Raw genomic sequence first — 23559 nt, 5'->3', positions numbered from 1 at the left:
TTTGTAAAGGACTAAAAAATATATAGGATGGAATAAGCACAGCTTCGCCTCCTCAGTCCCATTTCGTTTTTGGAACTGCACTTTTACCAACCTTTGACGACTCATCTTAACGAGGGTCTTGTGTAATAATATGATACCATCCAAGCAACTCTGCAAAGAAAATATTTCTTTGGAAAATTGTGGGGTATTGTTTAAAGTACCTCTAAAAAAGCGGGTGAGACTTGCACCAAAATTGATTGAGCAATATAATCTATCCGAACCAGTAATTTTTGAGAGGAGTGCCAGGAGATCAATTCTCCCCGCAAGCCTTGTAAAGGACCAGCTTTAACTATCACTGTTTTCCCAGGTTCAAATATTTTTTCCACCACTTCTAACTCGTAATCGTTCGCCAGTAATAGCTTTAGTTGATTAATCTGTCGGTCAGGTATGGTGGCTACTTTACCCGAGAAGTAAAGAAAACGGCTCACCCCCTTACACATTAATACATCAACCATTTGGGTAATACTAATCTGAACAAAGAGATAGGAGGGAATCAAAGGAAGGTCAACCCATTTTTTTCGGTCACTCCATTGACGAAGTTGTTTGTGCAGGGGGAGATAAGTGGAGATGCGTTTTTGTTCCAATGCTTCAAAGGCTTTTTTTTCAGCCCTTGGATTAGTGTAAACCGGATACCAATGCACATCCATTCCCACGACTAATTCGTTTATCCTTTCAACCGTTTATAAATATTCCACCACTTGGGTTTCGGGTCGTCAGAATAATATCCATCACCCGAATACCCTGAATAGTCAGAATAATAGTATTGATATGTTCCACCCGTATAGTTACTGCTATAATACCTTGTATGAAATGCATCATCAGTCACTGCATTTAGGACGATAACAACGTTGTTTAATTTGTACTCACCCGATAGACGGTCAGGGATGGTTGCTGCATTGAGTCGTGAAACACCCGACCTTATAACGAAAAGATTTATATCCGCATGTCTAATTAATGGAATTGAATCCGAAACCAAACCTACGGGAGCTGTATCAAGTAGTACAAAATCATATATTTCCGATAACCTAGCAATTAAATCTCTCAGTTGTTGAGTATGAAGTAATTCGGAAGGGTTAGGAGGGACTGGCCCTGAAGGAATAAAATCTAAATTTTCGTTGCTTGTTTTCACAACTACTGAATCTAAATCGTGTTGCTTTGATAAATAAGTACTTAGTCCTTTTTGATTGTCAGTATTAAATGATTTATGCAGTTTTGATTTACGTAAATCTGCTGCAACAAGAACAACCTTTTTATCAATTAAGGCTAGCGTGCTCGCTAAGTTTATTGAAACGAATGATTTTCCCTCTCCCGATATCTCTGAAGTAATACAGATTACTTTACTCTTCTTTTCCCCGGCTAAAAAGCTCAAATTAGTTCTAACCGAACGCACAGATTCAGCAAAAATTGACTTGGGCTTTTGGACAGATAAAGCTTGAGTATTATCGTTATCAATAAATCCAGGAAACTCACGTATTACGCCAATAATAGGAATAGAAGTGAGGCTTTCCACCGTTTCTTTATCGTAGATATATGGGTTGATGATTCTTATAAGCAAAATAAGACCTGCCCCCACCCCTATTCCCCATAAAAAAGCATAGGTGTATATTTTTCCTGGAAGCGGGGAAATTAGCCTTCTGCCCGGTGTAGCTTCCTCAACTATGGTGGCACCGGGTACAACTGCTGCCTTGCTTATTTGAGCCTCAAGTTTCTTTTCAAATAAATAGGAGAATACCTTCTGATTAATATCAAAGTCGGCTTGAAGGTTAATATAATTGCGTTCCGTTGCTGGTAACGAGGTTACATCCCGTTCAGCTTCGGATATTTCTTTCGCAACATATCTCTGGAGCCTGCTGTTTCGGTCTTTGTAATTTTGAATGTTTGTGATTATTGCTTTTTTTATGTCATCTATCTGCTTGTCGATTGCCTTTATTTGATCTGAATTGGGAGTGAAAATAGCTAGTTTTCGTTCTTTTTCAAGGAAAAAGGAATTTAGCCTTTCGACTAGACCAGCTAGCATAGCATCTACCTTGCCTTCTACATTGAAATTATACTCGGAAGAATTTAGGTTATTTTTAATACGGTCTTCTAATTGTTTGATGGTTAATTCTTCGAGTTCTAACTGTTTTTTCTGATCATTCTTCGACAACACCTCACCGGTACTTGTCGCAGCCGCAGAAGAAAGGTTTAATATTCTTGTACTGCTCTTGAAATTTGCCAATGCTGTACCTGCAGTTTTCACTTGTCCAGATAAAAATTGTAATTGTTGATTGATAAAAGCGATGGTCTGAGAAGCAGACATGCTTCTTCGGTATCCATCAAAGTAAACGTATTCTTTTAATATTGCGTTTAATATGTCTGCTGCAAATACTGGATTGCGATCTGTTACGGTCAGCATAAGTACATTTGAGCTTTTAGCGGCTTCCCTCATGGTTAAGCTTCCAATTACCCGGCCCAAAAAATCTTCTTTCGAATTAAACTTTATAGAATAAACGCTTCCAGTGTTGGCTGGACCGCTTAGCACCTTGAATTTAGTTCCTAGCAGGTCTATGGTCTCACCGTAGTTGTAATCTTTGTTAATTTCCTTTTCGCCAATGCTATAACTTAGCTCAAATTGTTTATGTGAAACTGTTTTGATGTCAAACAGTCCCCGATAGAAATTTATAGAATCCTGCGAAATAATTTCAATTGGAAAGGGGATTTCAGGGTATAATTCTGAAGTTCTCACCCTCCCCTTTACAAAATAAGATACTCTGTAATTTAAACGAGAAATGGCATTAAGAAGCACATCTCTAGATTGGATAACATAAGTTTCAGTTTGGACCTTATTAGTACGATCATAGATGTTTTTAACCGCCAAAAGCTCAGTGATTTCGGATTTTTCCTCGACAAATTTTAGAGATGCACTCGTGGAGTAAACTTTTGGCGTATACCAAAGAAATACATATGCGATGCTTAGAGATATAAAAATGCACGCAGCAATCCAATACCATCGGCTCCACAGAATTTTGAGGACTTTTAGATAATCTATGCTTTGAACGGGCAGTTTGTTTGCGTTCTGAACTTCCATATTATTCATTTTCCGATCGTACTGTACAGTATAACGGCATTGAGAATTAAAAATAACGGCTGGATGATGGCTGAATAATTCTTGAGGCCCTCTGAAATATTACTTAATTTCTGCGGTGCAATATAAATAATGTCGTTGTTTTGAAGCACCAGTTTATCGTTACCGAGCGTGTTTAAGTTTTTTAGATTTACATAAATGATTTCTGGGTGTTTACGATCTCCACGAATAATTTTAACTTTCCGTGGATCCGCAGAAGGCAGCAGACCGCCGCTTTTACCCAACAACTCAATCAGATCAACATTGTCTCTTTCGAGTACATAATTGCCGGGCGTCGACGTTTCTCCAAGTAGAGTAACTTTATAATTAAAAACAGTGAGTTCGATAAGAGGATTTTTCAACAACGTTTTGCTATAGATGTCTTGGATTTTTTGGGCTGCTTCGGCTTGGCTGAGCCCGTTGATATTAACCTCTCCAATAACGGGTAACATTACAAAGCCCTCTTTATTCACACGAAAAATTATTCCTGACTGCACGTTTTCAGCATTAGTAGACATGACCAAGCCATCTGGATTTTGGATGTTCCTAAGAGCAATTTGATCAAATGGCTTGATCTTGTACGTGAAGTCTTTAGGGGCAAAATTCTCGTTCGCCACATACACCGACTTAGCCGTATCAGCGAACTTATCATACTCACTCAGAAATAAAGTATTGGTGTTTTTTAAAGATCGACAAGAAGAGAGCAAAAAAACAGATAATAAAATTGCCCCCAGGAACTTCCCCTTTTTTAATTTCATCAATGAGAGTGTTATAAGATGGTGTTAAAAATGCTTATTAAATTTCAGATATTCCAAAAAATATCAATTTTTTAAAACATATTTAAATCTTATCAGTTAAAGGCCTTCTTGATTAAGATGATGATTTCCATCGTAACGGTTACGTATAATGCAGGTGAGTTTTTGGATACGTGTATTAAATCCGTACAGCAGCAAACCCACCCCGACATTGAATACCTCATTATTGATGGCCTATCAACTGATAATACCTTAAATATTGCCCATTCTTACGGCATTGTCAGTCAGATTGTTTCAGAAAAAGACGAGGGGATGTATGATGCGCTGAATAAGGGGATCGCGCTGGCAACGGGAGATGTGATAGGAGTGTTGCATGCGGATGATTTCTTTGCTTCAAACGAGGTGCTTAGCAATGTTGCGAATGCTTTCTTACTTTCAAAAGCTGATGTTTTATACGGCGACCTGTGGTATGTAGACAAGGAGAATACTTCTAAAGTTACCCGTAAGTGGGAATCGAAGCCTTACCGTCAGGGCCTGTTTCAGTGGGGCTGGATGCCTCCTCATCCAACTTTTTTTGTGAAGCGCGAGATGTTTGAACTATATGGCAAGTATCGCCTGGATATGGGTACTGCCGGCGACTATGAACTAATGATGCGTTTTTTACACAAGCATCAGTTGAAGTCGTTATACCTGCCCGAAGTGCTTGTTAAAATGCGAACAGGGGGGATGAGTAACAGCTCCCTGGATAATCGCCTCAAAGCGAATAAAGCAGATCTGGAAGCCATGCGACTGAATGGTATCCGTTTCCCGCGGATAGTCGCGCTCTTAAAGCCGCTAAGAAAACTTCACCAGTTCCTCGGATTGTAGCTTAATTGCTTCTACATACACACCACGGGCCTGGCCTCACGTTAATAGATCAGGATAATATAGCTCCTGTAAAATCAAAATCCTGCGGTGTATTCCGATTTATAATTAAATCAATATCCACTTATAGCTATATTAGGCTAAGCATAAGCCTGCCCCCACACCGGGTAAAACCTACGAGAAACGGAGGATGAACGGAGGATGGGCCTTGCTAGAGCGGTTCTTGACTATCCCCAGGGGCCACCTTAATTTAAACCGATAGAGCGGTTCGCGCCTTGAGGTGGTCGTTCTGCAGTGATTCACTAACTTATCTAGTTTTTCGATGTCCATAGCGAGACCAATGTGTTTCTACATAGGGTAAGACCAACCACAATTAAAATGACCATGTGGTTGTATAGCTCAGTCACAATTACCACTTTGCAGTGTATAGCCAATCTACAATTAATTAACAAACCTGTATTGTCATTTCAGGACGAGACATATAGCCATTTCAGGACGAGACAACTGTATAGATACTGTATACTTACAGTATAGTTGAAGTATGGATAGAGTATCAAAACGCCGATGGAGCAGGACAGTTTCGGGGAGTATTGCTTGTATGATGCATATCTTAAACATCCTTCGGCGGATCCTTTATCGGCAACACCGGCTGCTCGCGTTGCTCTTTATACTTAGCTACATTTCCAAAGTCTTCTTCCTGTTTATTGTATTCCAGATCTTCAGGCTTTACAACCGCTTCGTCATCATCCTGAGGGTGTTTGATGTTCTTGCGTTTAGAGTCTTTGGGTTCGAATTTTTCGGGTTTATCACTCTGATTATTGATCATACTAGCTGTGTTTTAAGATATAACTGTAGATGTGTGGTAATGGTTTCGGAATTTCCAAACCTCCCCTTAATCCCCTCCTTAAAGGAAGGAGGGGAGGTTAGCGCCTTAGCTGGTGCGATAAAAGGCTCTTGAATGAGGTGCGGATAACTTTAGCTGCAATAGATATGGTATTGTCGCGGCCTAGGCGCTTTACCTGCTCCCCTTCCTTCAAGGGGAGCTGTCCGCGGCGGTAAATCTATTTCAGGACAATCGTTTGCGGACTGAGGGGTTAAAAATCGTTGTCATGGAATTCTTCTTTCAGAAACGCGTCGCAAACCTCCCCATCCTCCCCTCCTTGAAAAAAGGAGGGGAGGATGGCGCTTTAGCAGGTGCGATAAATAAGTGTATCGTGGTTTAAGCGTTTTACCTGCTCCCCTTCCTTCAAGGGGAGCTGTCCGCGGCAGTAAATCTATTTCAGGACAAATCGTCTTGCGGATTGAGGGGTTGAAACCATTGTCATTGTATGTACCGTTACCCAAAATTCTTCGACCAAAAATTGCCTCTAAACCTCCCCTTAATCCCCTCCTTAAAGGAAGGAGGGGAGGTTAGCGCCTTAGCTGGTGCGATAAAAGGCTCTTGAATGAGGTGCGGATAACATTAGCTGCAATAGTTATGGTATGTCGCGGTTTAGGCGTTTTACCTGCTCCCCCTTCCTTCAAGGGGAGCTGTCCGCTGCGGCAAGCATATTTCATGACAATCTTCGTGCGGACTGAGGGGTTAAAACCATTGTCATTGTATGTACCATCACCCAGAATTCTTCGACCAAAAATTGCCTCCAAACCTCCCCTTAATCCCGTCCTTATAAAAAGAAGGGGAGGATATCATCTTCCATCACCCACCCATATACCCACTTTCTGGTATTGCTTATCGACACCTCAACCAGTAACTTGAGCCCTCGAAGAATATAATCTGTTTTGGCCAATAATCATTAACTCGATATAATTGCCTCGATTGATTATATTTACTGCTTACACCTGGGGGGATTATTTTGCATTTCTACAATCGCATAGCTTTGTACAGCTACATTTCAATATTTCGTTTCCCGGTATTTAAATCCATCTTTATTTTTTTACTGGTTTGCAGCGCTCATGCCGTCTTTTCACAGGATCAATATCTACTCGAAGGGTATCTTTATGATGGAAGAAGTCAGGCCCCGGTATCAAATGCAAGTCTCAGCATAAATGGAAGTACAAAATTATTAAGCAACGACCAGGGATATTTTAGTGTTAAGTTGTCCGCCGGAAAGCATACACTGCAATTCAGCCACCTTGCCTACGATACCTTATATCAGGAGCTCAGCGTAAATGCGAACCAGCAGGTACGCTTTGCGCTTTTCAAAAAGTCTTCCCTGATGGCAGAAGTGACTATATCTGCGAAGGGTAAAAGTGTAAAGACGATCGCACCCGACGGACAGACCCTCACCCGCACAGACATCGAAAAGATACCTGCTTTTTTAGGGCAGCGGGATCCCCTGAAAGCAATCCAGGCAATGCCCGGCTCGGCAAAGGGGGGCGACGGAAATTCGGGCTTTTATGTGAGAGGAGGTACGTCCGGACAAAATCTCACTATGTTTAACGATGCCACTATTTATAACCCATCGCACCTTCTGGGCTTCTTTTCAGTGTTTAACAACACCGCTGTGCAGGAAATTAAATTACATAAATCTGCCATCCCCGCCGAATTTGGCGGCAGGCTCTCTTCCATTATTGAAATTAATAGCAGTAAAAGAATAGTCGATTCGGTATCAGCCGAAGGCGATATCAGCTTACTTGCAGCATCCGCTAATGTGCAAACGCCGATCACATCTAACTGGTCGGTTTCAACATCAGCCCGGAAAACCTTTATGAACTACACCGTTTGGCCGCAGCTGAGCAGCCTTGGATTAGACGCCCGGACTTTCAATAATATCAGATATGATTTCTTTGACCTCAACCTGAATTCGAACCTGCGGATTACGCCCAAAAACTTTCTGTACTTTTCGGCTTACACCGGCGGGGATGATTTTGCCTTTAATGCCAGGATTAATGTGAGCAATGGTATGGATTGGAGAAATACGGCCTCCTCTTTAACATGGAGGTCGATACTGAGAGACAATGTGATCCTCAATACTACAGCAAGTTATTCTGGTTATCATTTCAATTTCGGACTTCAACAGGATAATTTTCTGGCAGGAATTTCCTCGGATATTAAGGATTACAATTTAAAAAGCAATGTATCGGTTTACCTGGAAAAGCATCATCTGAAAGCAGGAATACAGTATATCGATCATAAGTTGAAACCCAATACTCCATCAATCACCTCGTTCGGACTGGATTATGAATTTGGTACTCCGAATACCTATTTTACGGATGAGACTTCGGTATTTGCAAGTGATGAATTTGAACTTTCGGATGTGACGGGCATTTATGCGGGTGTGCGCTTAACGCATTACAGACAAAAAGGGCCTTATACGATGGAACATGAGGACAAAACAGAAACCAGCTATTCAAAAAACTCGGTGGTCTCTGCCTTCACGTTTCTGGAGCCATCTCTCGCGGTGCGGCATTTGCTGACGGATAATTCTTCTCTGAAGTTGTCGGTATCACGAAATGTGCAGCCCCTGCACTTGATATCTGTTACCGCAGTAAACTTTCCCGCCGATTTCTGGATGCCTTCTTTAAGCTCCTTGCCTGCGGAGAAGGGCCAGCAGATTTCTCTTGGTTACTTCAGAAACTTCGGCTCTGAATACGAAACCTATGTCGATGTCTATTTTAAAAAAATGAATGGCCTGGTTGAGTTTTCGGGTGGGATCATGAATTTAATCGACAATTTGAAAATAGAAAACAATCTTTTGTTCGGTTCGGGGACTGCCTATGGAGCCGAGTTTTTTGCGAAAAAGCGAACCGGAAAGCTTACCGGCTGGATAGGATATACGCTGGCAAAAAGCAGCCGGAGCTTTGATGAAATAAATAAGGGCGAAAGCTTTCCGGCAAAATACGACAGGCGCCATGATCTTTCTCTGATATCGGCCTACGATCTTAACCAACGATGGAGCTTCTCAGGGTCGTTTACGTATGCTACTGGAAGTGCCTATACAAGTCCGGTTAGTCGCTACCTGATATCGGGAAATGTGGTGAACGAATATGGGCCTTTTAACGGAAGCCGGATGCCCGCCTACCACCGGATGGATTTTTCGGCTACCTATAAGTCAAAACCGAGAAAATATTTCCGTTCCGAGCTCAGCCTTTCGGTTTATAATGTGTACAACAAGCAGAATCCGATTTATGTCTACTTTCAGGCTGAAGGAGATTTGAAAGAAAAGCGGGTTTCTGTCTCCTCTAAGTCAGTTACCATACTGCCGGTTTTGCCTTCTATAAATTATCGTATATTCTTTAAAGGAAACAAATGAGAAGGATTTTATTTTTATTTATAGGTTTTTTCGTGCTGTCGGGTTGTGAAAAGAATGATCCTTCCGGGGCAGACGATTATAGGTCGAAGATCGTTGTGGAGGGATGGATTGAGCAGGGTGATTATCCTTATGTGATCTTATCACGCAATATTCCTTTTTTTGCTACGCTTGATTCGGCCCAGCTAACTGATTTTGTGATCAGGCACGCCAAAGTGAGCGTCAGCGACGGCACTCGTACAGAGATCTTGTCGTCGAGACGGGATACCAATTATTTTCCGCCTTACATCTACAGGGGCTCCGAGTTGAGAGGAGAAGCCGGAAAGACGTATACGCTTAAAATTGAATATGAGGGAAAAATTCTTACCGCCAGTACAAGTATCCCTCCCCGGATAGCGCTTGATTCTATTTGGTTCGTGCGAAAAGGTGAGAACAATGATAAAGCTCAGCTTTTCTTAAAATTTACAGATAATCCTGACGAAAAGAATTATTACAAGCTTTACACGAAAACCGGATCAGTAAAGCGCTATACACCAACTCTTCTATCCAATCAGGACGATAAATATTTTAACGGCAAACAGTTAATCATACAAGCAAACCGTGCGCCTGTAAATAATCTGACGGTGAAAAATGATCCTTATTTTGAAATCGGTGAAACCGTAATGCTAAAATTCTCCAGTATTCCTAAAGAGGGTTATGAGTTCTGGAGCTCTTTTCAGGACGAAGTTATCAACTCTTCAAATCCGCTTATAGGCTCTACAGGTAAGATTACATCAAATATAAAGGGGCAAGGTATTGGTATATGGTGCGGTTATGGTTCGTCTCAATACCAGGTTAAAGCATCGCCTTAGTACGAATTTTGGATGTTCGGCAGGGAATGCCACGCAATTAGAGAAGAAGAGTATTCTGTAAAAAAAAAGGCCGCCATTGGCAGCCTTTTCATGTAATAGAGCGTTAGGTTAATTATTAGAATTTTTCACCGAAAGCGTCCATCTCATCGATTAACTGAGTGAAGCCTTGTTCTGTAAAGAATTCGAAAGTTTGTTTAGAGCCATCTTTGAATACTAACTGTGGATCGAGTGTGTAGTCATTATAGCATTCGTTAACCCAATTAGTTCCGTTATAATAAGAATAGCAGTATGGGTCAGAAATAGGAACAAACACCACTTTGGCGATCACAGTATTGTCATTCTTATTCATTGCAACGAATTTAGCATGAGTATTTAATGCCTGAGCTTCGTTTACATTTTCCAATGAATCTGAAAGATTTACATTAATAGCGTCATCAATTGCTTTCACATCTACCACGCCTACCAGTTTGATGTTCATGATTTCAAAAGTAGCGTTAGCATTTTTCAAAAAGTCGCCAAAGTTTTCCACGGTATTTCCGTTTGTTACGGTCATGTTACCCACAGCAGCTGTGGTTAAGCTTAGCAATACCTCAGTGCCTTTTTTCAAACTGAACTGAGAATCAAGGTTTTTAGTAGTGTTGTTAACTGAGGTATGTAATGCAAACGAACCTAACGTGATGTCGACAGTCGCTTTTGTAGGAGTTCCGTCTGCTTTGTACTCGTATGCAGAAGTCATCTTCAGCAAATCTGAAGTGGTACCTGCAATCTTTAAAGAGGCAGTGGCTGAAGCCGGAAGCTCGCCTGTTTCGCCGTCGAGAGTAGCTTTAACTGAAGAGGCTACATAAGAGAAGGTAAGTGTCGCGTCGTTGGTCGCAGATAGCGAACTGGAAGGAAAACGTAATTCCAGTTTTGAAGTGGACGGAGCTTCATCCCACTCTTCTGTATCCTTGTTCCAGGTGTATATTCCATAAACTTCGCTGATTTTATTTTCGGTCGTTGCTGCCGAAGTAGTAGCTTTAAAAATGCCTTTGATATCCTTTTTGCTTGCAGCCTTGCCAATCGACAATACCGATGAAACTGAAGAAGTAGAAGATACACTTGGGCTCAAGTCGGCCAGAAAAGTTAATACATCAACAAATTTTTCGTCTGGCAGGGTGTTGATCTTTTCTACGAAATCAATACCAGCCGCTTCCAGATTTTGCTTGTGTTGTTCCGGTGCCAGAGTAGAGTAAGGCAGGTCTGTCGGAGGATTGACAATCGGCACCTCTACTACTTCATCTGGGTCGCCTGAAGATTTCTTTTTACACGCAGTAAAAGTGATAGCGAAGGCCATCGCAACAAGTAAAATTTTTTTCATGAGTCTTATTGTTTTTAATTCTGCTAAAGTACATTAAAGGTATGGCCCCGGCGATACCCACTTCCGGGTATTTTGTTTTGAGTTTTGTAAATATTTGATTGTTGTTTAGAAGTCCATATCAGTTCTGATAACTTACAGGTATATGACTTAGGCGTTTTACCTGCTCCCCTTCCTTCAAGGGGAGCTGTCCGCAGCGGTAAACCTGTTTCGAAACGAGACAGTTTTGGCGGACTGAGGGGTTAAAAATCGTCATTATTAGCTCCAAGCCCCCTATATATGCGGAGGATTACTCTGAGGAATCACAAACTCATCCCCCTTAGACATTAAATGCACTTTCAGATTTCGAATAGAAATGGCGTCTTTCTTTCCGAAATTCAGGATATTGCTTTGTGTGATTTCATGCCCCTCAATCATGATAACAATGCCACTTCCGGCTACCTCAGCTTCAACGCCGTTTTTGACGATCAATGCCGTATCCTCTTCAATTCCAATCCCGATACAGGTGGGGTTTGTGGCAATCACCTGCGCCATCCGAACGAAGCGGCCACGGTCTACAAAATGGGTGTCGATACAAACATCTTTAAGAAATTCAAGCCCTGTAGTGACTTGGATAGCACCGGTGATCTGCTGTACGTCCTGGTTTCCAGCATAAATCATAGGTGTCGACATCGCCATAGCGCCCGCACTGGTGCCGCCAATAACGATGCCGCCGTTAATATATCTTTCTTTCAATGTTATTAGCAAATCGGTTCCGCCATAGATTGTCGTCAGTTTAAGCTGGTCGCCACCGGTTAGAAACACCGCATCCACTGCTTTTATGCGCTCGGCAGTGTCGTCGTTAAGAGCATCCTCACGGCTCTGATGGTGGATATGTTCAAGATTGTCATACCCTAATTCTATAAATGCCTTTCTATATTCTTCAAATATCTCAGCAGGCTCGCCGCTGGCTGTTGTAATTATTGCTATCGATGGTTTCTTTCCAGAGATTAAGGAGACAAACGAATTGAGGATCTCCAGGGGTTGAGAGTTCTCTTTTTGAATTTCCTTCTCGGGGTCTTCGCCTTTGTTTTCTTTGCCGCCAATGATAACCAGGATTCCTCTGGGCACCGGACATTCGTTTATGGGTTTTGCTCGCATCGTGATTTATCACAGGAACTTAGCTTGCAGTTTTTTGTTTGAATCGTCCACAATCTGCGTATTTATTCCGTTAAGAGGTGTTTTTTACATAAATGGAAGTATTTACCACTTCCGGTCAGGAAGTGGTAAATTTTAAAAATAGTGATCTTCGATTTTTCTTGTCAACTCTTTAAGTTCTACAGGCTCCAGCTCGTTTTCCCCAAGAACCTTCCAGGATTTATCGGTATACAAAAGCTTGCAATATTCAGCGCCATCTTTTACCAGGTGAAAAATGCTTTCGTATGTACAGTCGTCGGGTATTACCAGAACCTCTTCGCCTTTATCGTTCACAACGGTGTTTATTCTGAAGCTTTCCATAACATTTGCTTTTGCGCAAGCAACCCGCAAATTTTATACCTTTTAGCGTCCCGAATTTATTTTTCTTAGTCTTTACACTGCAATAACCATTTTTCTGGCCCCAGCTTTTTTAAATAGTTAACTTCGCCCATAAAAAATGCCCGATGAGGATAGCCATTAACGGCTTCGGACGAATAGGAAGAACCTTACTCAGGATTCTCCAGAGCCGGAACATAGATGTAATTGCAATAAACGATCTGTCGGATGCTCATACATTGGCGCATCTGGTAAAATACGATTCTGTACACGGTTTGGCCGGATTTTCGGTCAGGCCTGGCGACAAGAGTCTTATCGTCAACAACAAGGTTATTCCTGTATTCTCCGAGTCTGATCCGGCTAAACTGCCATGGAAGGAGTTGGAAATTGATTTGGTAATAGAGTCGACCGGCAAATTTACCAGTCGCGAGAAGGCCGAACTTCATCTCAAGGCAGGTGCGAAGCAGGTTCTTATTTCGGCGCCATCTACGAACCGCGACGTTCCCACGGTTGTGCTCGGTGTGAACGAAACTGAAATCGATTTTGCTGCAAGTCTGCTATCAAATGCATCCTGTACCACCAATAATATCGCACCGATGATCAAGATACTGGAGGATAATTGGGGGATTGTGAACGGATATATCACAACGGTACATTCCATGACCGGCGACCAGAACCTGCACGACGGACCTCATAAGGACCTGCGGCGTGCCAGGGCCGCCTCTTCTTCCATTATACCCACCACCACGGGTGCTGCAAAGGCCATCACAAGTATTTTTCCCGCTTTAGAGGGGAAACTTGGCGGGGCTGGTATCCGCGTTCCTGTTTTAAACGGATCGCTCACAGATTTTACCTGTACGTTGAAACGTCAACCCACAGTAGAGGAAATCAACTCAGCTTTTAAATCCGCTTCAGAAACTTTCTTAAAGAAAATTCTTTATTATACCGAGGATCCTATCGTTTCGGTAGACATCCTCGGAAACTCGCATTCTTGTGTATTCGACTCCCTGCTCACCTCGGTTGTCGGAGGAATTACCAAAGTGGTGGGGTGGTACGACAACGAATTTGGGTATTCGAGCAGGCTGGCGGATTTGGTAGAGAAAATAGTAGAACGTCGGTCTTAGAAGGGAGAGGTTTCGTCATCGGATGACTTAATCACAATCGTTATCTTGTCCGAATCTTGTAAGTCATCCGCTGACTAAGGGGGGCTGAAGCGACGTATCCCCGGTTAGTCGTCAGATGACTTACTAATTATCGATATACAAAAGTCTGTCACAGTCATCCGCTGACAACGAATGCTCGCTATCGATATTATTGCAAACGGTCTGGATGATAGAACCTTATCAGGCTAAAAACGCGGCATCAGTATTCTTGGTCGATACCAACGCTTAGTGTGATTTATACACTTTTATTATAATGCAAAACTGTGTAGTTTTGCCAGCGCTGCAAACAAGAACTGTTGACATACCAAAATAGAACACATGAAAACTATTGACAATCTAAATTTCTCAGGAAAAAAGGCACTCATCCGTGTCGATTTTAACGTGCCTCTTGATGAGAACTTCAACATAACCGACGATAACCGGATACAGGGCGCGCTGCCTACCATTACTAAAATTTTGAGAGATGGTGGCTCGGTTATCTTAATGTCTCATCTCGGAAGACCTAAAGACGGTCCTGTAAATAAATATTCCCTTCAGCATCTGGTTGGGCACCTGTCTGGGGTTTTAGACACAGAAGTTCAGTTTGCCGACGATTGTATCGGTAAGCAGGCCATCGAGAAGGCTGCTGCTTTGCAAAACGGAGACGTTTTATTGCTTGAAAATCTTCGCTTTTATAAAGAAGAGGAGAAGGGCGACGAAGCTTTCGCTGAAAAATTAAGTAAACTGGGCGATGTATATGTAAATGACGCTTTCGGTACGGCGCATCGTGCACACGCTTCAACAGCTGTGATCGCTAAGTTCTTTCCGGACGCGAAATACTTCGGATACCTGATGGCTGGCGAACTGGCTAATGCCGAAAAAGTGTTAAACAACCCTGAAAGGCCATTTACCGCAATAATGGGAGGAGCAAAGGTTTCAGACAAAATCCTTCTGATCGAAAAACTTTTGGATAAAGTGGATAATTTACTGATCGGCGGAGGTATGGCTTACACCTTCGCAAAAGCACAGGGCGGAAATATTGGAAACTCTTTAGTTGAGGCCGATAAATTAGATCTGGCTCTTGAGTTGATTGAAAAAGCGAAAAGTAAAGGCGTAAACCTTGTACTGCCAACCGATTCGGTTATCGCGGATGCATTCTCTCCGGACGCAAACACAGATGCGGCTAATAATGACAACATTAAAGAGGGCTGGATGGGCTTAGATATTGGTCCTGCTGCAGTAAAACAATACAAAGAGGTGGTGGCATCATCTAAAACCATTCTATGGAACGGTCCGATGGGCGTCTTTGAAATGGCGAAATTTGAATCAGGTACTAAAGCTGTTGCTGAAGCCGTAGTGGAAGCGACCGAAAAAGGTGCATTCTCTCTAATTGGTGGTGGCGATTCTGCTGCTGCAGTAGCCAAGTTCGGCTTCGAAGAGAAGGTGAGTTATGTATCTACCGGAGGTGGAGCCTTGCTTGAATATATGGAGGGTAAAGAGCTGCCCGGAGTTAAGGCAATTAACGACTGAGCTTTAGAGGATGCTCGTTAAGGAAGGCCCGTTTCAATAGAAACGGGCCTTCTTTTTTTGAGTATTTAAAGCCTGTAGTGGGAAGTTTTCACCTGTTGAAAACTTTTTGTGGTAAGATGTGGTAAAAGGTGGGAAAAGTATTTACTTTTACTCTACATAAAAACCGTAAAACTGGATGTCTCACTTTTTGGGCGAATTTGAATGTAAACTTGATGCCAAGGGAAGGCTTATGCTTCCGGCTGGTTTGCGTAAGCAAATGCCTGATGTTGAGCGTGAAGGTTTGGTAATTAATCGCGGTTTTGAGAAGCATTTAGTGATTTACACAAGAAAAGAGTGGGATACGATTGTGGCGGACTTGAGTAAGTTGAATCAGTATGAGAAAAAGACAAGAGAGTTTATTCGTTACTTCACCCGTGGGGCTACCGAGCTTTCTGTAGATGCGGCGGGTAGGGTGTTGCTTCCGAAGTCTTTGATGGAATATGGTGAAATTAGCGCTGATGTTGTTCTTGCTTCGCAGTTTAATAAAATTGAAGTCTGGGCTAAGGATGCTTATGATTCGCAATTAGACAACGAGCCTGATAATTTTGCCAACCTTGCCGAAGAGGTGATGGGAGCAGGAAGGAGGGCTGATGTCTGAGTATCACAATCCTGTAATGCTGGCTGAGTGTATCGACGCTTTGGCTATTAAGCCGGGTGGTGTGTATGTAGATGTTACTTTTGGTGGTGGCGGGCATTCGCGCGAGATTTTAAGGCATTTGAATGGAAAAGGGCGCCTTCTTGCATTCGATCAGGATGCAGATGCGCAGCAAAATATTCCCAATGATGATCGGTTAACCTTTATTGATCAGAACTTCCGTTTCTTAAAAAATAATTGCCGTTTACATGGAGCGATCCCTGTGGATGGTGTTCTGGCCGATCTGGGTGTTTCATCGCACCAGTTTGATCGGCCGGAGCGGGGGTTTTCTACGCGTTTCGATGCGGATCTGGATATGAGGATGGATCAGTCGTCGTCTTTGACCGCCAAAGAAGTCGTAAATAGCTATGCTGAGGTAGATCTGCACAGGATCTTCGGGATTTACGGTGAAATACAAAATGCCAGAACACTGGCAAAGACAATTGTTACTGCCCGTCTCAATTCGTCTATCGACACGGTTTCTGATCTCAAAGACGCTATCAGGAGTTTAATTCCTAAAGGGAAAGAAAATAAATACCTGGCCCAGGTTTTTCAGGCCTTGAGGATAGAAGTAAATCAGGAGCTTGAAGCTTTGCAGGATTTCTTAAATCAGACGGCTGATGTTTTGGCTGTAGGTGGTCGTTTGGTGGTAATGTCTTATCATTCGCTTGAAGACAGGCTGGTAAAGAATTTTATTGCAAAAGGAAAGTTCCGCGGCGAGGTGGAGAAGGATTTTTTCGGCAATGAGATTAAGCCATTTGAATCGGTATCGCGTAAAGCGATAACGGCCTCAGAGGAAGAAATCAAGGAAAATAACCGTGCCCGAAGTGCAAAGCTCAGGGTGGCGGTTAAGTTATAGAGTGTGTTTTTAAGCGACTTGTTTTGAATTTTGATTTTTAAATTTTGAATTAAACAGTGAGCAATCGTTTTAGGGATGAGATAGAAGAGGAAGAGGAGAAGGGGCCTGAACCGGAATTGAAGCCGAAGGCGGAGCTGCCGAAAAACTTTCTTACAACCTTTCTTACAGAAGGGGTTGTATCGAAAGAGGTTGCAACGCGGATGATGCCTTTTGTGATTTTCCTGGCAATGCTTGGGATGGTTTATATCGCCAGTAAGCATTTTGCAGAAAAGACAATCAGGGAGATTGACAAACTGAGTAAAGAGGTGAAGGAGCTGGGTTACGATTATAAAACCCTGAAGGCTGATTTAATGCTAAAGAGTACACAGACGGAGGTTGCTAAGCAGGTAGATACCCTGGGATTGAAAGAGCTGGTTCAGCCGCCAAAAAAGATTGTTATTAAGGTTGAAGAGTAAAGATTAAAGATAGATGAATATCAGAACCGACATATTATTACGCGTCTACGTTGCCTTCGGGTTAATCGTAGTTTTTGCGTTTGCGGTTCTGTTCAAACTCTTTCACGTACAGTTTGCTGAGGGAGAAAGGTGGTCGGCTATGGCCGACAGCCTTTCTACTAAATACCAGGATGTAGAAGCGGTGAGGGGTAACATCTATTCGATAGACGGTAGCTTGCTTGCAACGTCTGTTCCTGAGTATGAAATCCGAATGGATATGCTTGCCGCCGGGATTGAGGACGATGAAGTTTTTCGTGAAAAGGTTGATTCGCTTGCAGCAAAGCTCTCGGATTATTTTGGCGATAAAAGTCATCGTGAATACTCTAAAATGCTCCGCGCTGCCCGTCGCGACAAGAATAAATATTTTCTTATAAAGCGTAAGGTGTCTCACAGTCAGCTGGTTGATGTAAAGAAGTTTCCGATCTTCAAATTAGGGAAATATAAAGGCGGGCTGATTGTGGAGGCGAAGAACAAACGGATTTTTCCTTTTAAATCCCTGGCAGCACGAACCATTGGCTATAAAAATGAAAACGTAAAGCCTGTAGGACTTGAGGGGGCTTATAGCCATTATATTGACGGTGAAAGCGGTCGCCGGTTGGTTCAGCGGATCGCGGGTGGTGTGTGGAAGCCCATGAATAAGGATAATGAGATTGCTCCGAAAGAAGGTGCCGACATTATTTCTACCATTGATATCAATATGCAGGATGTAGCGCAGAATGCCTTGCGCAAGCAATTGATAAAGAGCGACGCTGATCATGGTTGTGTGATTTTAATGGAAGTAGCCACGGGCGAAGTGAGAGCGATTGCAAACTTTTCGAAAGTGGCTCCATCGGTTTATAAAGAGACATTCAACTATGCAATTGCCGGAAATCAGGATCCAGGCTCCACTTTTAAAGTGGCATCGTACATGGCTCTTTTAGAAGACAAGAAAATAGATACCAATACGCTGGTAGCTACCGGCAATTATAAGATTCCGGGTCATATGATCAGGGATTCTCATGGAAGCATCGGTGTAGTTACCGTTAAGAAAGCATTCGAAGAGTCGTCGAACGCTGCTATAGCACAGCTGGTTAATACCGCCTATCGGGAAAACCAATCGAAGTTTACAGATCACCTGTACGATTGGCATTTGCACGAGAAGATGGATCTTCAAATTCCGGGAGAGGCAACGCCGGTTGTAAAGAACCCGAACAACCGTAGCTGGAATAAAAACATGACTTTGCCGCAAATGGCCTATGGTTATGAAATGCAGCTTACGCCGCTAAAAATGCTTTCATTCTACAATGCAATAGCGAATAACGGAAAATATGTAACGCCGATTTTTGTAAACGAGATTCGGAGGCTGGGTAATACTATCGAGCAATTTAAAACACGCGTTATTAATGATAAGATCTGTTCGGACGAAACTTTGAGCAAGATTAAGGCCATGCTCGAGGGTGTGATTACCGAGGGTACGGGGCGAAATGTGATCCATAATCCGTTTTATCGGGTGGCCGGTAAAACAGGTACTGCACAAGTGGCTGATGGGAACAAGGGCTATAGGGCGAAAAAGCAATATCAGGCGTCATTCTGCGGCTATTTTCCCGCCGACAATCCAAAATACTCTTTAATTGTAGTGATCAACGATCCTAAGAATGGTTATTATGGTGCAGAAGTTGCTGGTCCACCATTCCGTGAGATCGCTGATAAGGTTTTTGCTAATGATGTACAGATGTATAATCAGGTGGAAACATCAAAAATGGTAGGTAACACCAAAATGCCGCCATCAAAAGCAGGTTATAGATCGGCTACCCAAAAGGTATATAAAGCTTTAGGTGTGAAAGCATTATTTGCAGCAAACAGCGAATTGGTTAATGTTGTTGATACTAACAATGGCGTTGCGGTAAAAGAAGTTAGATTTAATTCCAAACAAGTGCCTGATGTTTCAGGGATGGGATTAAAAGATGCCGTGTATTTATTAAGCAGTACCGGGCTAAAGCCGGTAGTGCGGGGAAGCGGCAGAGTGAAAAATCAGTCTTTGCTGCCAGGTAGCAGGATTGTAAGGGGTTATCCAATAACAATTGAACTGGAATGATGAAGAGCTTAGCAGAATTGTTAATTGGTGTAAATATCTTAAATCGGAAGGGATCTGCCGACCCTTCGATCGAGTCGGTTTGTTTTGATTCCCGGCAGGTTAAACCTGGATGTTTGTTTGTTGCTGTAAGCGGCACCACCACCGATGGTCACATTTTTATAGATAAAACCATAGAGCTCGGTGCTGTTGCAATAGTTTGTGAGGAGTTTCCTTCACAAGTCAACGAGGGCGTGGTTTATATCCAAACCTCTAACTCGGCCCGCGCATTGGGGGTGATAGCGTCAAACTTTTATGACAGGCCATCTGATAATCTCAAACTGGTAGGAATTACCGGAACCAACGGAAAAACCACGGTTGCAACCTTGTTGTATCAGCTGTTCCAGGAACTGGGCTACAAAACGGGGCTTATTTCTACAGTTCAAAATCACGTTCATAATACCGTAGTTCCCTCCACTCACACCACGCCAGATCCTATTGCACTGAACAAGCTATTAGCTGATATGGTTGATGTAGGCTGTGACTATTGTTTTATGGAGGTGAGCTCGCATGCCGTGGCACAACATCGGATCGAAGGGCTCGAATTTACAGGTGGGGTTTTTACCAACCTCACACACGATCATTTAGACTTTCACAAAACTTTCGATGCGTACTTAAAAGCCAAGAAGGCATTCTTTGACGGGCTACACAAATCAGCTTTTGCGCTGGTAAACGTCGACGATAAGAACGGTAGGGTAATGCTTCAAAATACAGCAGCTCATAAAAAAACATATGCTTTAAAAACGGCTGCCGATTTCAAAGCGCGGATTGTTGAGAATCAATTCAGCGGCTTGTTATTAAACTTCGACTCGGCAGAGGTGTGGTTCAAAATGGTGGGGAGCTTTAACGCCTATAATCTGCTTGCGGTTTATGGTACTGCGGTTCTTCTGGAGCAGGATACCACTAAGGTGCTTACTATTTTAAGTCGCCTTAACGGAGCTGAAGGTCGTTTTGATTACGTAGGAACGCCAGAAGGAGTTATCGGTGTTGTAGACTACGCTCACACTCCCGATGCGGTACAAAATGTATTGAGTACTATTCAGAACATCCGTAAAGGAACAGAGCAGGTAATAACGGTTCTTGGCTGCGGCGGCGATCGTGATAAAGCAAAGCGTCCGGTAATGGCACAGGTAGCCTGCGACTGGAGTGACAAGGTGATTCTAACTTCTGATAATCCGCGTAGTGAAGAACCGGAAGAAATTATCCGCGACATGGACGCTGGCGTAATGCCCAATAACAGAAAGAAAGTTCTAACGATTGTCGACAGGCGTGAGGCGATAAGGACGGCCTGTCATCTGGCAAAGCCGGGTGATATAATACTGGTAGCAGGTAAAGGGCACGAAAAGTATCAGGAAATAAAGGGAGTGAAGTATCCTTTTGATGATAAAGCAATATTAAGCGAACTACTAAACCAACTTAGCTAATGCTGTATTATTTATTTACGTGGTTAGACAGAGAGTACGATATCCCGGGAGCGGGACTGTTTCAGTATATCTCCTTTCGTACGGCCATGTCAATTATTATCTCCCTGCTTGTAACCACCATTTATGGTAACCGGCTGATTAAGATTCTGCGGGCAAAACAAGTTGGCGAAACAGTAAGAAATCTTGGATTAGAAGGCCAAATGCAGAAGCAGGGTACTCCTACCATGGGGGGGCTCATTATCTTGCTGGGGATATTGGTGCCAACTCTGCTGTTAGCAAAGCTCGATAATATCTACATCATTCTGATGCTGATTACCACCGTATGGATGGGTGTTATCGGATTTGTAGATGATTATATAAAGGTCTTTAAAAAGGATAAAGAGGGACTGGCGGGTAAGTTTAAGATCCTTGGACAAGTAATTCTGGCGTTGATTATAGGCTGGACGATGTATTTTCACCCGAGTATTGTGGTAAGGCAACAGGTCACTTTACCAACAACCAATGTAGCGCCCCTGGAAGTTCATCAAAAGGGCGATAACTATTACTTTACGCAGAATCTGAAGTCTACAAAGACAAACGTTCCATTTTATAAGAACAATGAATTTGATTATGCGAAGGTTCTGAAATTTCTCGGTGACGGTTATGAAGATTATGCCCTGGTGGTATTCCTCCTGTTCGTAATTGTAATTATAACAGCTGTTTCGAACGGAGCAAATATTACCGATGGTATTGACGGTTTGGCTACCGGGACGTCGGCCATTATTGCCGCTACCCTGGCCATTTTAGCCTATGTGTCGAGTAATACCATCATGGCCGAGTACCTCAATATTATTTATATCCCCAACTCCGCCGAACTCGTAATTTTCGCTGGGGCTTTTCTGGGTGCCTGTGTAGGGTTTTTATGGTATAACTCTTATCCCGCGCAGGTTTTTATGGGAGATACGGGTAGTTTGGCAATAGGCGGTATTATCGCGGTGTTTTCGATCATGATTCGCAAGGAACTGCTGATCCCCATTCTTTGCGGAGTATTTCTTGTCGAGAATCTGTCAGTTATTATGCAGGTTTCGTACTTCAAGTACACGAAACGAAAGTTCGGCGAGGGAAGAAGGGTTTTTCTCATGTCTCCGCTACATCACCATTACCAAAAGAAAGGCTATCACGAATCAAAGATCGTGACCCGTTTCTGGATTATCGGAGTGTTTCTGGCAATATTAACCATTGTAACTCTTAAACTTCGTTAATGGCAGAGCGAGATTACATAGTGATATTGGGAGCCGGAGAGAGCGGTACAGGCGCTGCAATACTTGCACAGAAGCAAGGTTTCGATGTTTTTGTGTCTGATTTTGGGCCGATTGATTCGGTGTTTAAAAAGCAGCTGACAGAGAATGGAATTCCATTTGAGGAAAAGCAGCATACCGAAAGTGCCATTCTTAGCGCAAAAGAAGTAATCAAGAGCCCGGGCATCCCGGAAACGGTTCCAATTATAAAGAATATTAAAGCAAAAGGTATTCCGGTAATTTCTGAGATTGAGTTTGCAGGTCGGTATACAGATGCAAAAACAATATGTATTACTGGTTCAAACGGTAAGTCGACTACTACTATGCTTACCTATCATATCCTGAAAAATGCAGGATTGAATGTGGGCCTGGCTGGAAACATCGGTAAGAGTTTCGCTCTCCAGGTAGCAACAGAGCAATTCGATTGGTATGTGCTGGAGATCAGCAGCTTTATGCTCGACGACATGTATCAGTTTAAAGCGGATATAGGCGTCTTGCTAAATATTACACCCGATCATCTCGACAGATATGATTACAAAATGGAGAAGTATGTGGATTCGAAGCTCCGTATTCTCCAGAATCAAACACCCGGCGATGTTTTCATCTACTGTGCAGATGATTCCGAAACTCTAAAGGGCTTAGAGAGATATACCATACAAGCCAAAGTTTATCCTTTTTCTATTGAGAAGGAGCTTAATCTTGGAGCATATTTAAAAAACAACGAAATCAATATAAACCTGGAAAACCAATCCTCATTCATCATGTCAATTACAGAACTCGCATTACAGGGCAAACACAACATCTACAATTCAATGGCATCAGGAATAGTCGCCAAAGTGCTTGAGCTCCGTAATGAGTCCATTCGCGAAAGCATGGGCAATTTTAAAAACATCGAGCATCGTTTAGAGCATGCGGGGCGAATCTCAGGAATCGATTTTATCAACGATTCCAAAGCGACCAACATCAACTCTACATGGTATGCGCTCGAAAGTATGACAACGGACGTGGTTTTGATTTTAGGAGGGGTAGATAAAGGCAATGATTATGATATGCTGAAGGATCTGGTGAGAAGCAAGGTTAAAGCAATCGTGTGTCTGGGTAAAGATAATAAACGTATTCACGACGCTTTTGAAGACGAGGTTGAAGTGATTGTTAATACGTTCTCGGCCGCAGAAGCTGTTCAGATAGCATACCACCTGGCTCAAAAAGGGGATACAGTATTGCTTTCACCTGCTTGTGCAAGTTTCGATTTATTCAGGAATTACGAAGACAGAGGCAACCAGTTTAAAGCGGCAATAAAGGAGCTTTAATGATGTGAATTT

At 42.7% G+C, this 23559-nt stretch carries 19 protein-coding genes; 12 read left to right on the top strand and 7 right to left on the bottom strand.

Translation table 11 applies throughout. From position 1 onward, the window contains the following. Positions 1 to 191: 191 nt before the first annotated feature. Genes J3P43_RS18775 through J3P43_RS18765 form a run of 3 tightly spaced genes read right to left on the bottom strand, consistent with a single transcriptional unit; the run spans position 192 to position 3900 of the window. A complete protein-coding gene (locus tag J3P43_RS18775) occupies positions 192 to 686 on the bottom strand; it encodes a UpxY family transcription antiterminator (RefSeq protein WP_255905342.1) in 495 nt (164 codons plus the stop codon). A gap of 17 nt (positions 687 to 703) precedes the next feature. Next, complete coding sequence (locus J3P43_RS18770; RefSeq protein WP_255905340.1) at positions 704 to 3106, bottom strand: GumC family protein; 2403 nt, start codon at positions 3104 to 3106, stop codon at positions 704 to 706. 5 nt (positions 3107 to 3111) lie between these two features. Continuing rightward, the gene (locus J3P43_RS18765; RefSeq protein ID WP_255905338.1) at positions 3112 to 3900 is read right to left on the bottom strand and encodes a polysaccharide biosynthesis/export family protein; all 789 of its coding nucleotides are present in this window, start codon (positions 3898 to 3900) and stop codon (positions 3112 to 3114) included. A 117-nt stretch (positions 3901 to 4017) separates the two neighbouring features. Between J3P43_RS18765 and J3P43_RS18760 the strand changes: the two genes are divergently transcribed. Further along, the gene (locus J3P43_RS18760; RefSeq protein ID WP_255905336.1) at positions 4018 to 4764 is read left to right on the top strand and encodes a glycosyltransferase family 2 protein; all 747 of its coding nucleotides are present in this window, start codon (positions 4018 to 4020) and stop codon (positions 4762 to 4764) included. 607 nt (positions 4765 to 5371) lie between these two features. On the opposite strand, the gene J3P43_RS18755 is transcribed toward J3P43_RS18760, so the two are convergent. After that, positions 5372 to 5587, bottom strand: a complete 216-nt coding sequence (locus J3P43_RS18755) for a hypothetical protein (RefSeq protein WP_255905334.1) — start codon at positions 5585 to 5587, stop codon at positions 5372 to 5374. A gap of 1051 nt (positions 5588 to 6638) precedes the next feature. Here J3P43_RS18755 and J3P43_RS18750 point away from each other — a divergent pair. Together J3P43_RS18750 and J3P43_RS18745 are read left to right on the top strand one after the other, a co-directional pair. Further along, complete coding sequence (locus J3P43_RS18750; RefSeq protein WP_255905332.1) at positions 6639 to 9014, top strand: TonB-dependent receptor; 2376 nt, start codon at positions 6639 to 6641, stop codon at positions 9012 to 9014. Beyond that, positions 9011 to 9862 carry a DUF4249 domain-containing protein gene (locus tag J3P43_RS18745; RefSeq protein WP_255905330.1) on the top strand — a complete coding sequence of 284 codons (852 nt, stop codon included), beginning with the start codon at positions 9011 to 9013 and terminating at the stop codon, positions 9860 to 9862. The genes J3P43_RS18750 and J3P43_RS18745 overlap by 4 nt, the downstream gene beginning before the upstream one ends. A 115-nt stretch (positions 9863 to 9977) precedes the next feature. Here the strand turns inward: J3P43_RS18745 and J3P43_RS18740 are convergent, their stop codons facing one another. The 3 genes from J3P43_RS18740 to J3P43_RS18730 form a co-directional block, all read right to left on the bottom strand. Continuing rightward, positions 9978 to 11219: a hypothetical protein gene (locus J3P43_RS18740; RefSeq protein WP_255905328.1), complete on the bottom strand. Its 1242-nt coding sequence runs from the start codon at positions 11217 to 11219 to the stop codon at positions 9978 to 9980. 270 nt (positions 11220 to 11489) lie between these two features. After that, entirely contained in the window at positions 11490 to 12356 is an 867-nt protein-coding gene (locus J3P43_RS18735; RefSeq protein WP_255905326.1) for a cyanophycinase, read from the bottom strand. A 132-nt stretch (positions 12357 to 12488) separates the two neighbouring features. Then, a complete protein-coding gene (locus J3P43_RS18730; RefSeq protein ID WP_255905324.1) occupies positions 12489 to 12713 on the bottom strand; it encodes a hypothetical protein in 225 nt (74 codons plus the stop codon). A 143-nt stretch (positions 12714 to 12856) separates the two neighbouring features. Here J3P43_RS18730 and gap point away from each other — a divergent pair, with 143 nt between their 5' ends. The 9 genes from gap (at position 12857) to murD (ending at position 23547) form a co-directional block, all read left to right on the top strand. After that, on the top strand, positions 12857 to 13852 hold the full coding sequence (gene gap, locus J3P43_RS18725; protein ID WP_255905322.1) for a type I glyceraldehyde-3-phosphate dehydrogenase: 996 nt from the start codon (positions 12857 to 12859) through the stop codon (positions 13850 to 13852). Positions 13853 to 14209: 357 nt separating this feature from the next. Further along, positions 14210 to 15400: a phosphoglycerate kinase gene (locus J3P43_RS18720; RefSeq protein ID WP_255905320.1), complete on the top strand. Its 1191-nt coding sequence runs from the start codon at positions 14210 to 14212 to the stop codon at positions 15398 to 15400. Between the two features lie 175 nt (positions 15401 to 15575). Further along, on the top strand, positions 15576 to 16037 hold the full coding sequence (gene mraZ, locus J3P43_RS18715) for a division/cell wall cluster transcriptional repressor MraZ (protein WP_255905318.1): 462 nt from the start codon (positions 15576 to 15578) through the stop codon (positions 16035 to 16037). After that, the gene (gene rsmH / locus J3P43_RS18710) at positions 16030 to 16932 is read left to right on the top strand and encodes a 16S rRNA (cytosine(1402)-N(4))-methyltransferase RsmH (protein WP_255905316.1); all 903 of its coding nucleotides are present in this window, start codon (positions 16030 to 16032) and stop codon (positions 16930 to 16932) included. Before mraZ ends, rsmH begins: the two co-directional genes overlap by 8 nt. Before the next feature lie 56 nt (positions 16933 to 16988). Beyond that, entirely contained in the window at positions 16989 to 17387 is a 399-nt protein-coding gene (locus J3P43_RS18705) for an FtsL-like putative cell division protein (protein ID WP_255905314.1), read from the top strand. A gap of 13 nt (positions 17388 to 17400) precedes the next feature. Then, the gene (locus J3P43_RS18700; protein ID WP_255905312.1) at positions 17401 to 19500 is read left to right on the top strand and encodes a PASTA domain-containing penicillin-binding protein; all 2100 of its coding nucleotides are present in this window, start codon (positions 17401 to 17403) and stop codon (positions 19498 to 19500) included. After that, entirely contained in the window at positions 19500 to 20960 is a 1461-nt protein-coding gene (locus J3P43_RS18695) for a UDP-N-acetylmuramoyl-L-alanyl-D-glutamate--2,6-diaminopimelate ligase (protein ID WP_255905525.1), read from the top strand. Before J3P43_RS18700 ends, J3P43_RS18695 begins: the two co-directional genes overlap by 1 nt. Then, positions 20960 to 22201, top strand: coding sequence for a phospho-N-acetylmuramoyl-pentapeptide-transferase (gene mraY / locus J3P43_RS18690; protein WP_255905310.1), 1242 nt, complete (start codon positions 20960 to 20962; stop codon positions 22199 to 22201). Before J3P43_RS18695 ends, mraY begins: the two co-directional genes overlap by 1 nt. After that, positions 22201 to 23547: a UDP-N-acetylmuramoyl-L-alanine--D-glutamate ligase gene (gene murD, locus J3P43_RS18685; RefSeq protein WP_255905308.1), complete on the top strand. Its 1347-nt coding sequence runs from the start codon at positions 22201 to 22203 to the stop codon at positions 23545 to 23547. Before mraY ends, murD begins: the two co-directional genes overlap by 1 nt. Positions 23548 to 23559: the final 12 nt, after the last annotated feature.

It is taken from the genome of Paradesertivirga mongoliensis (genome assembly GCF_024436395.1).
GTDB classification, from domain to species: domain Bacteria; phylum Bacteroidota; class Bacteroidia; order Sphingobacteriales; family Sphingobacteriaceae; genus Paradesertivirga; species Paradesertivirga mongoliensis.
Note: the sequence above shows the minus strand (reverse complement) of the source record. Positions and strands in the feature narration are given on the sequence as shown.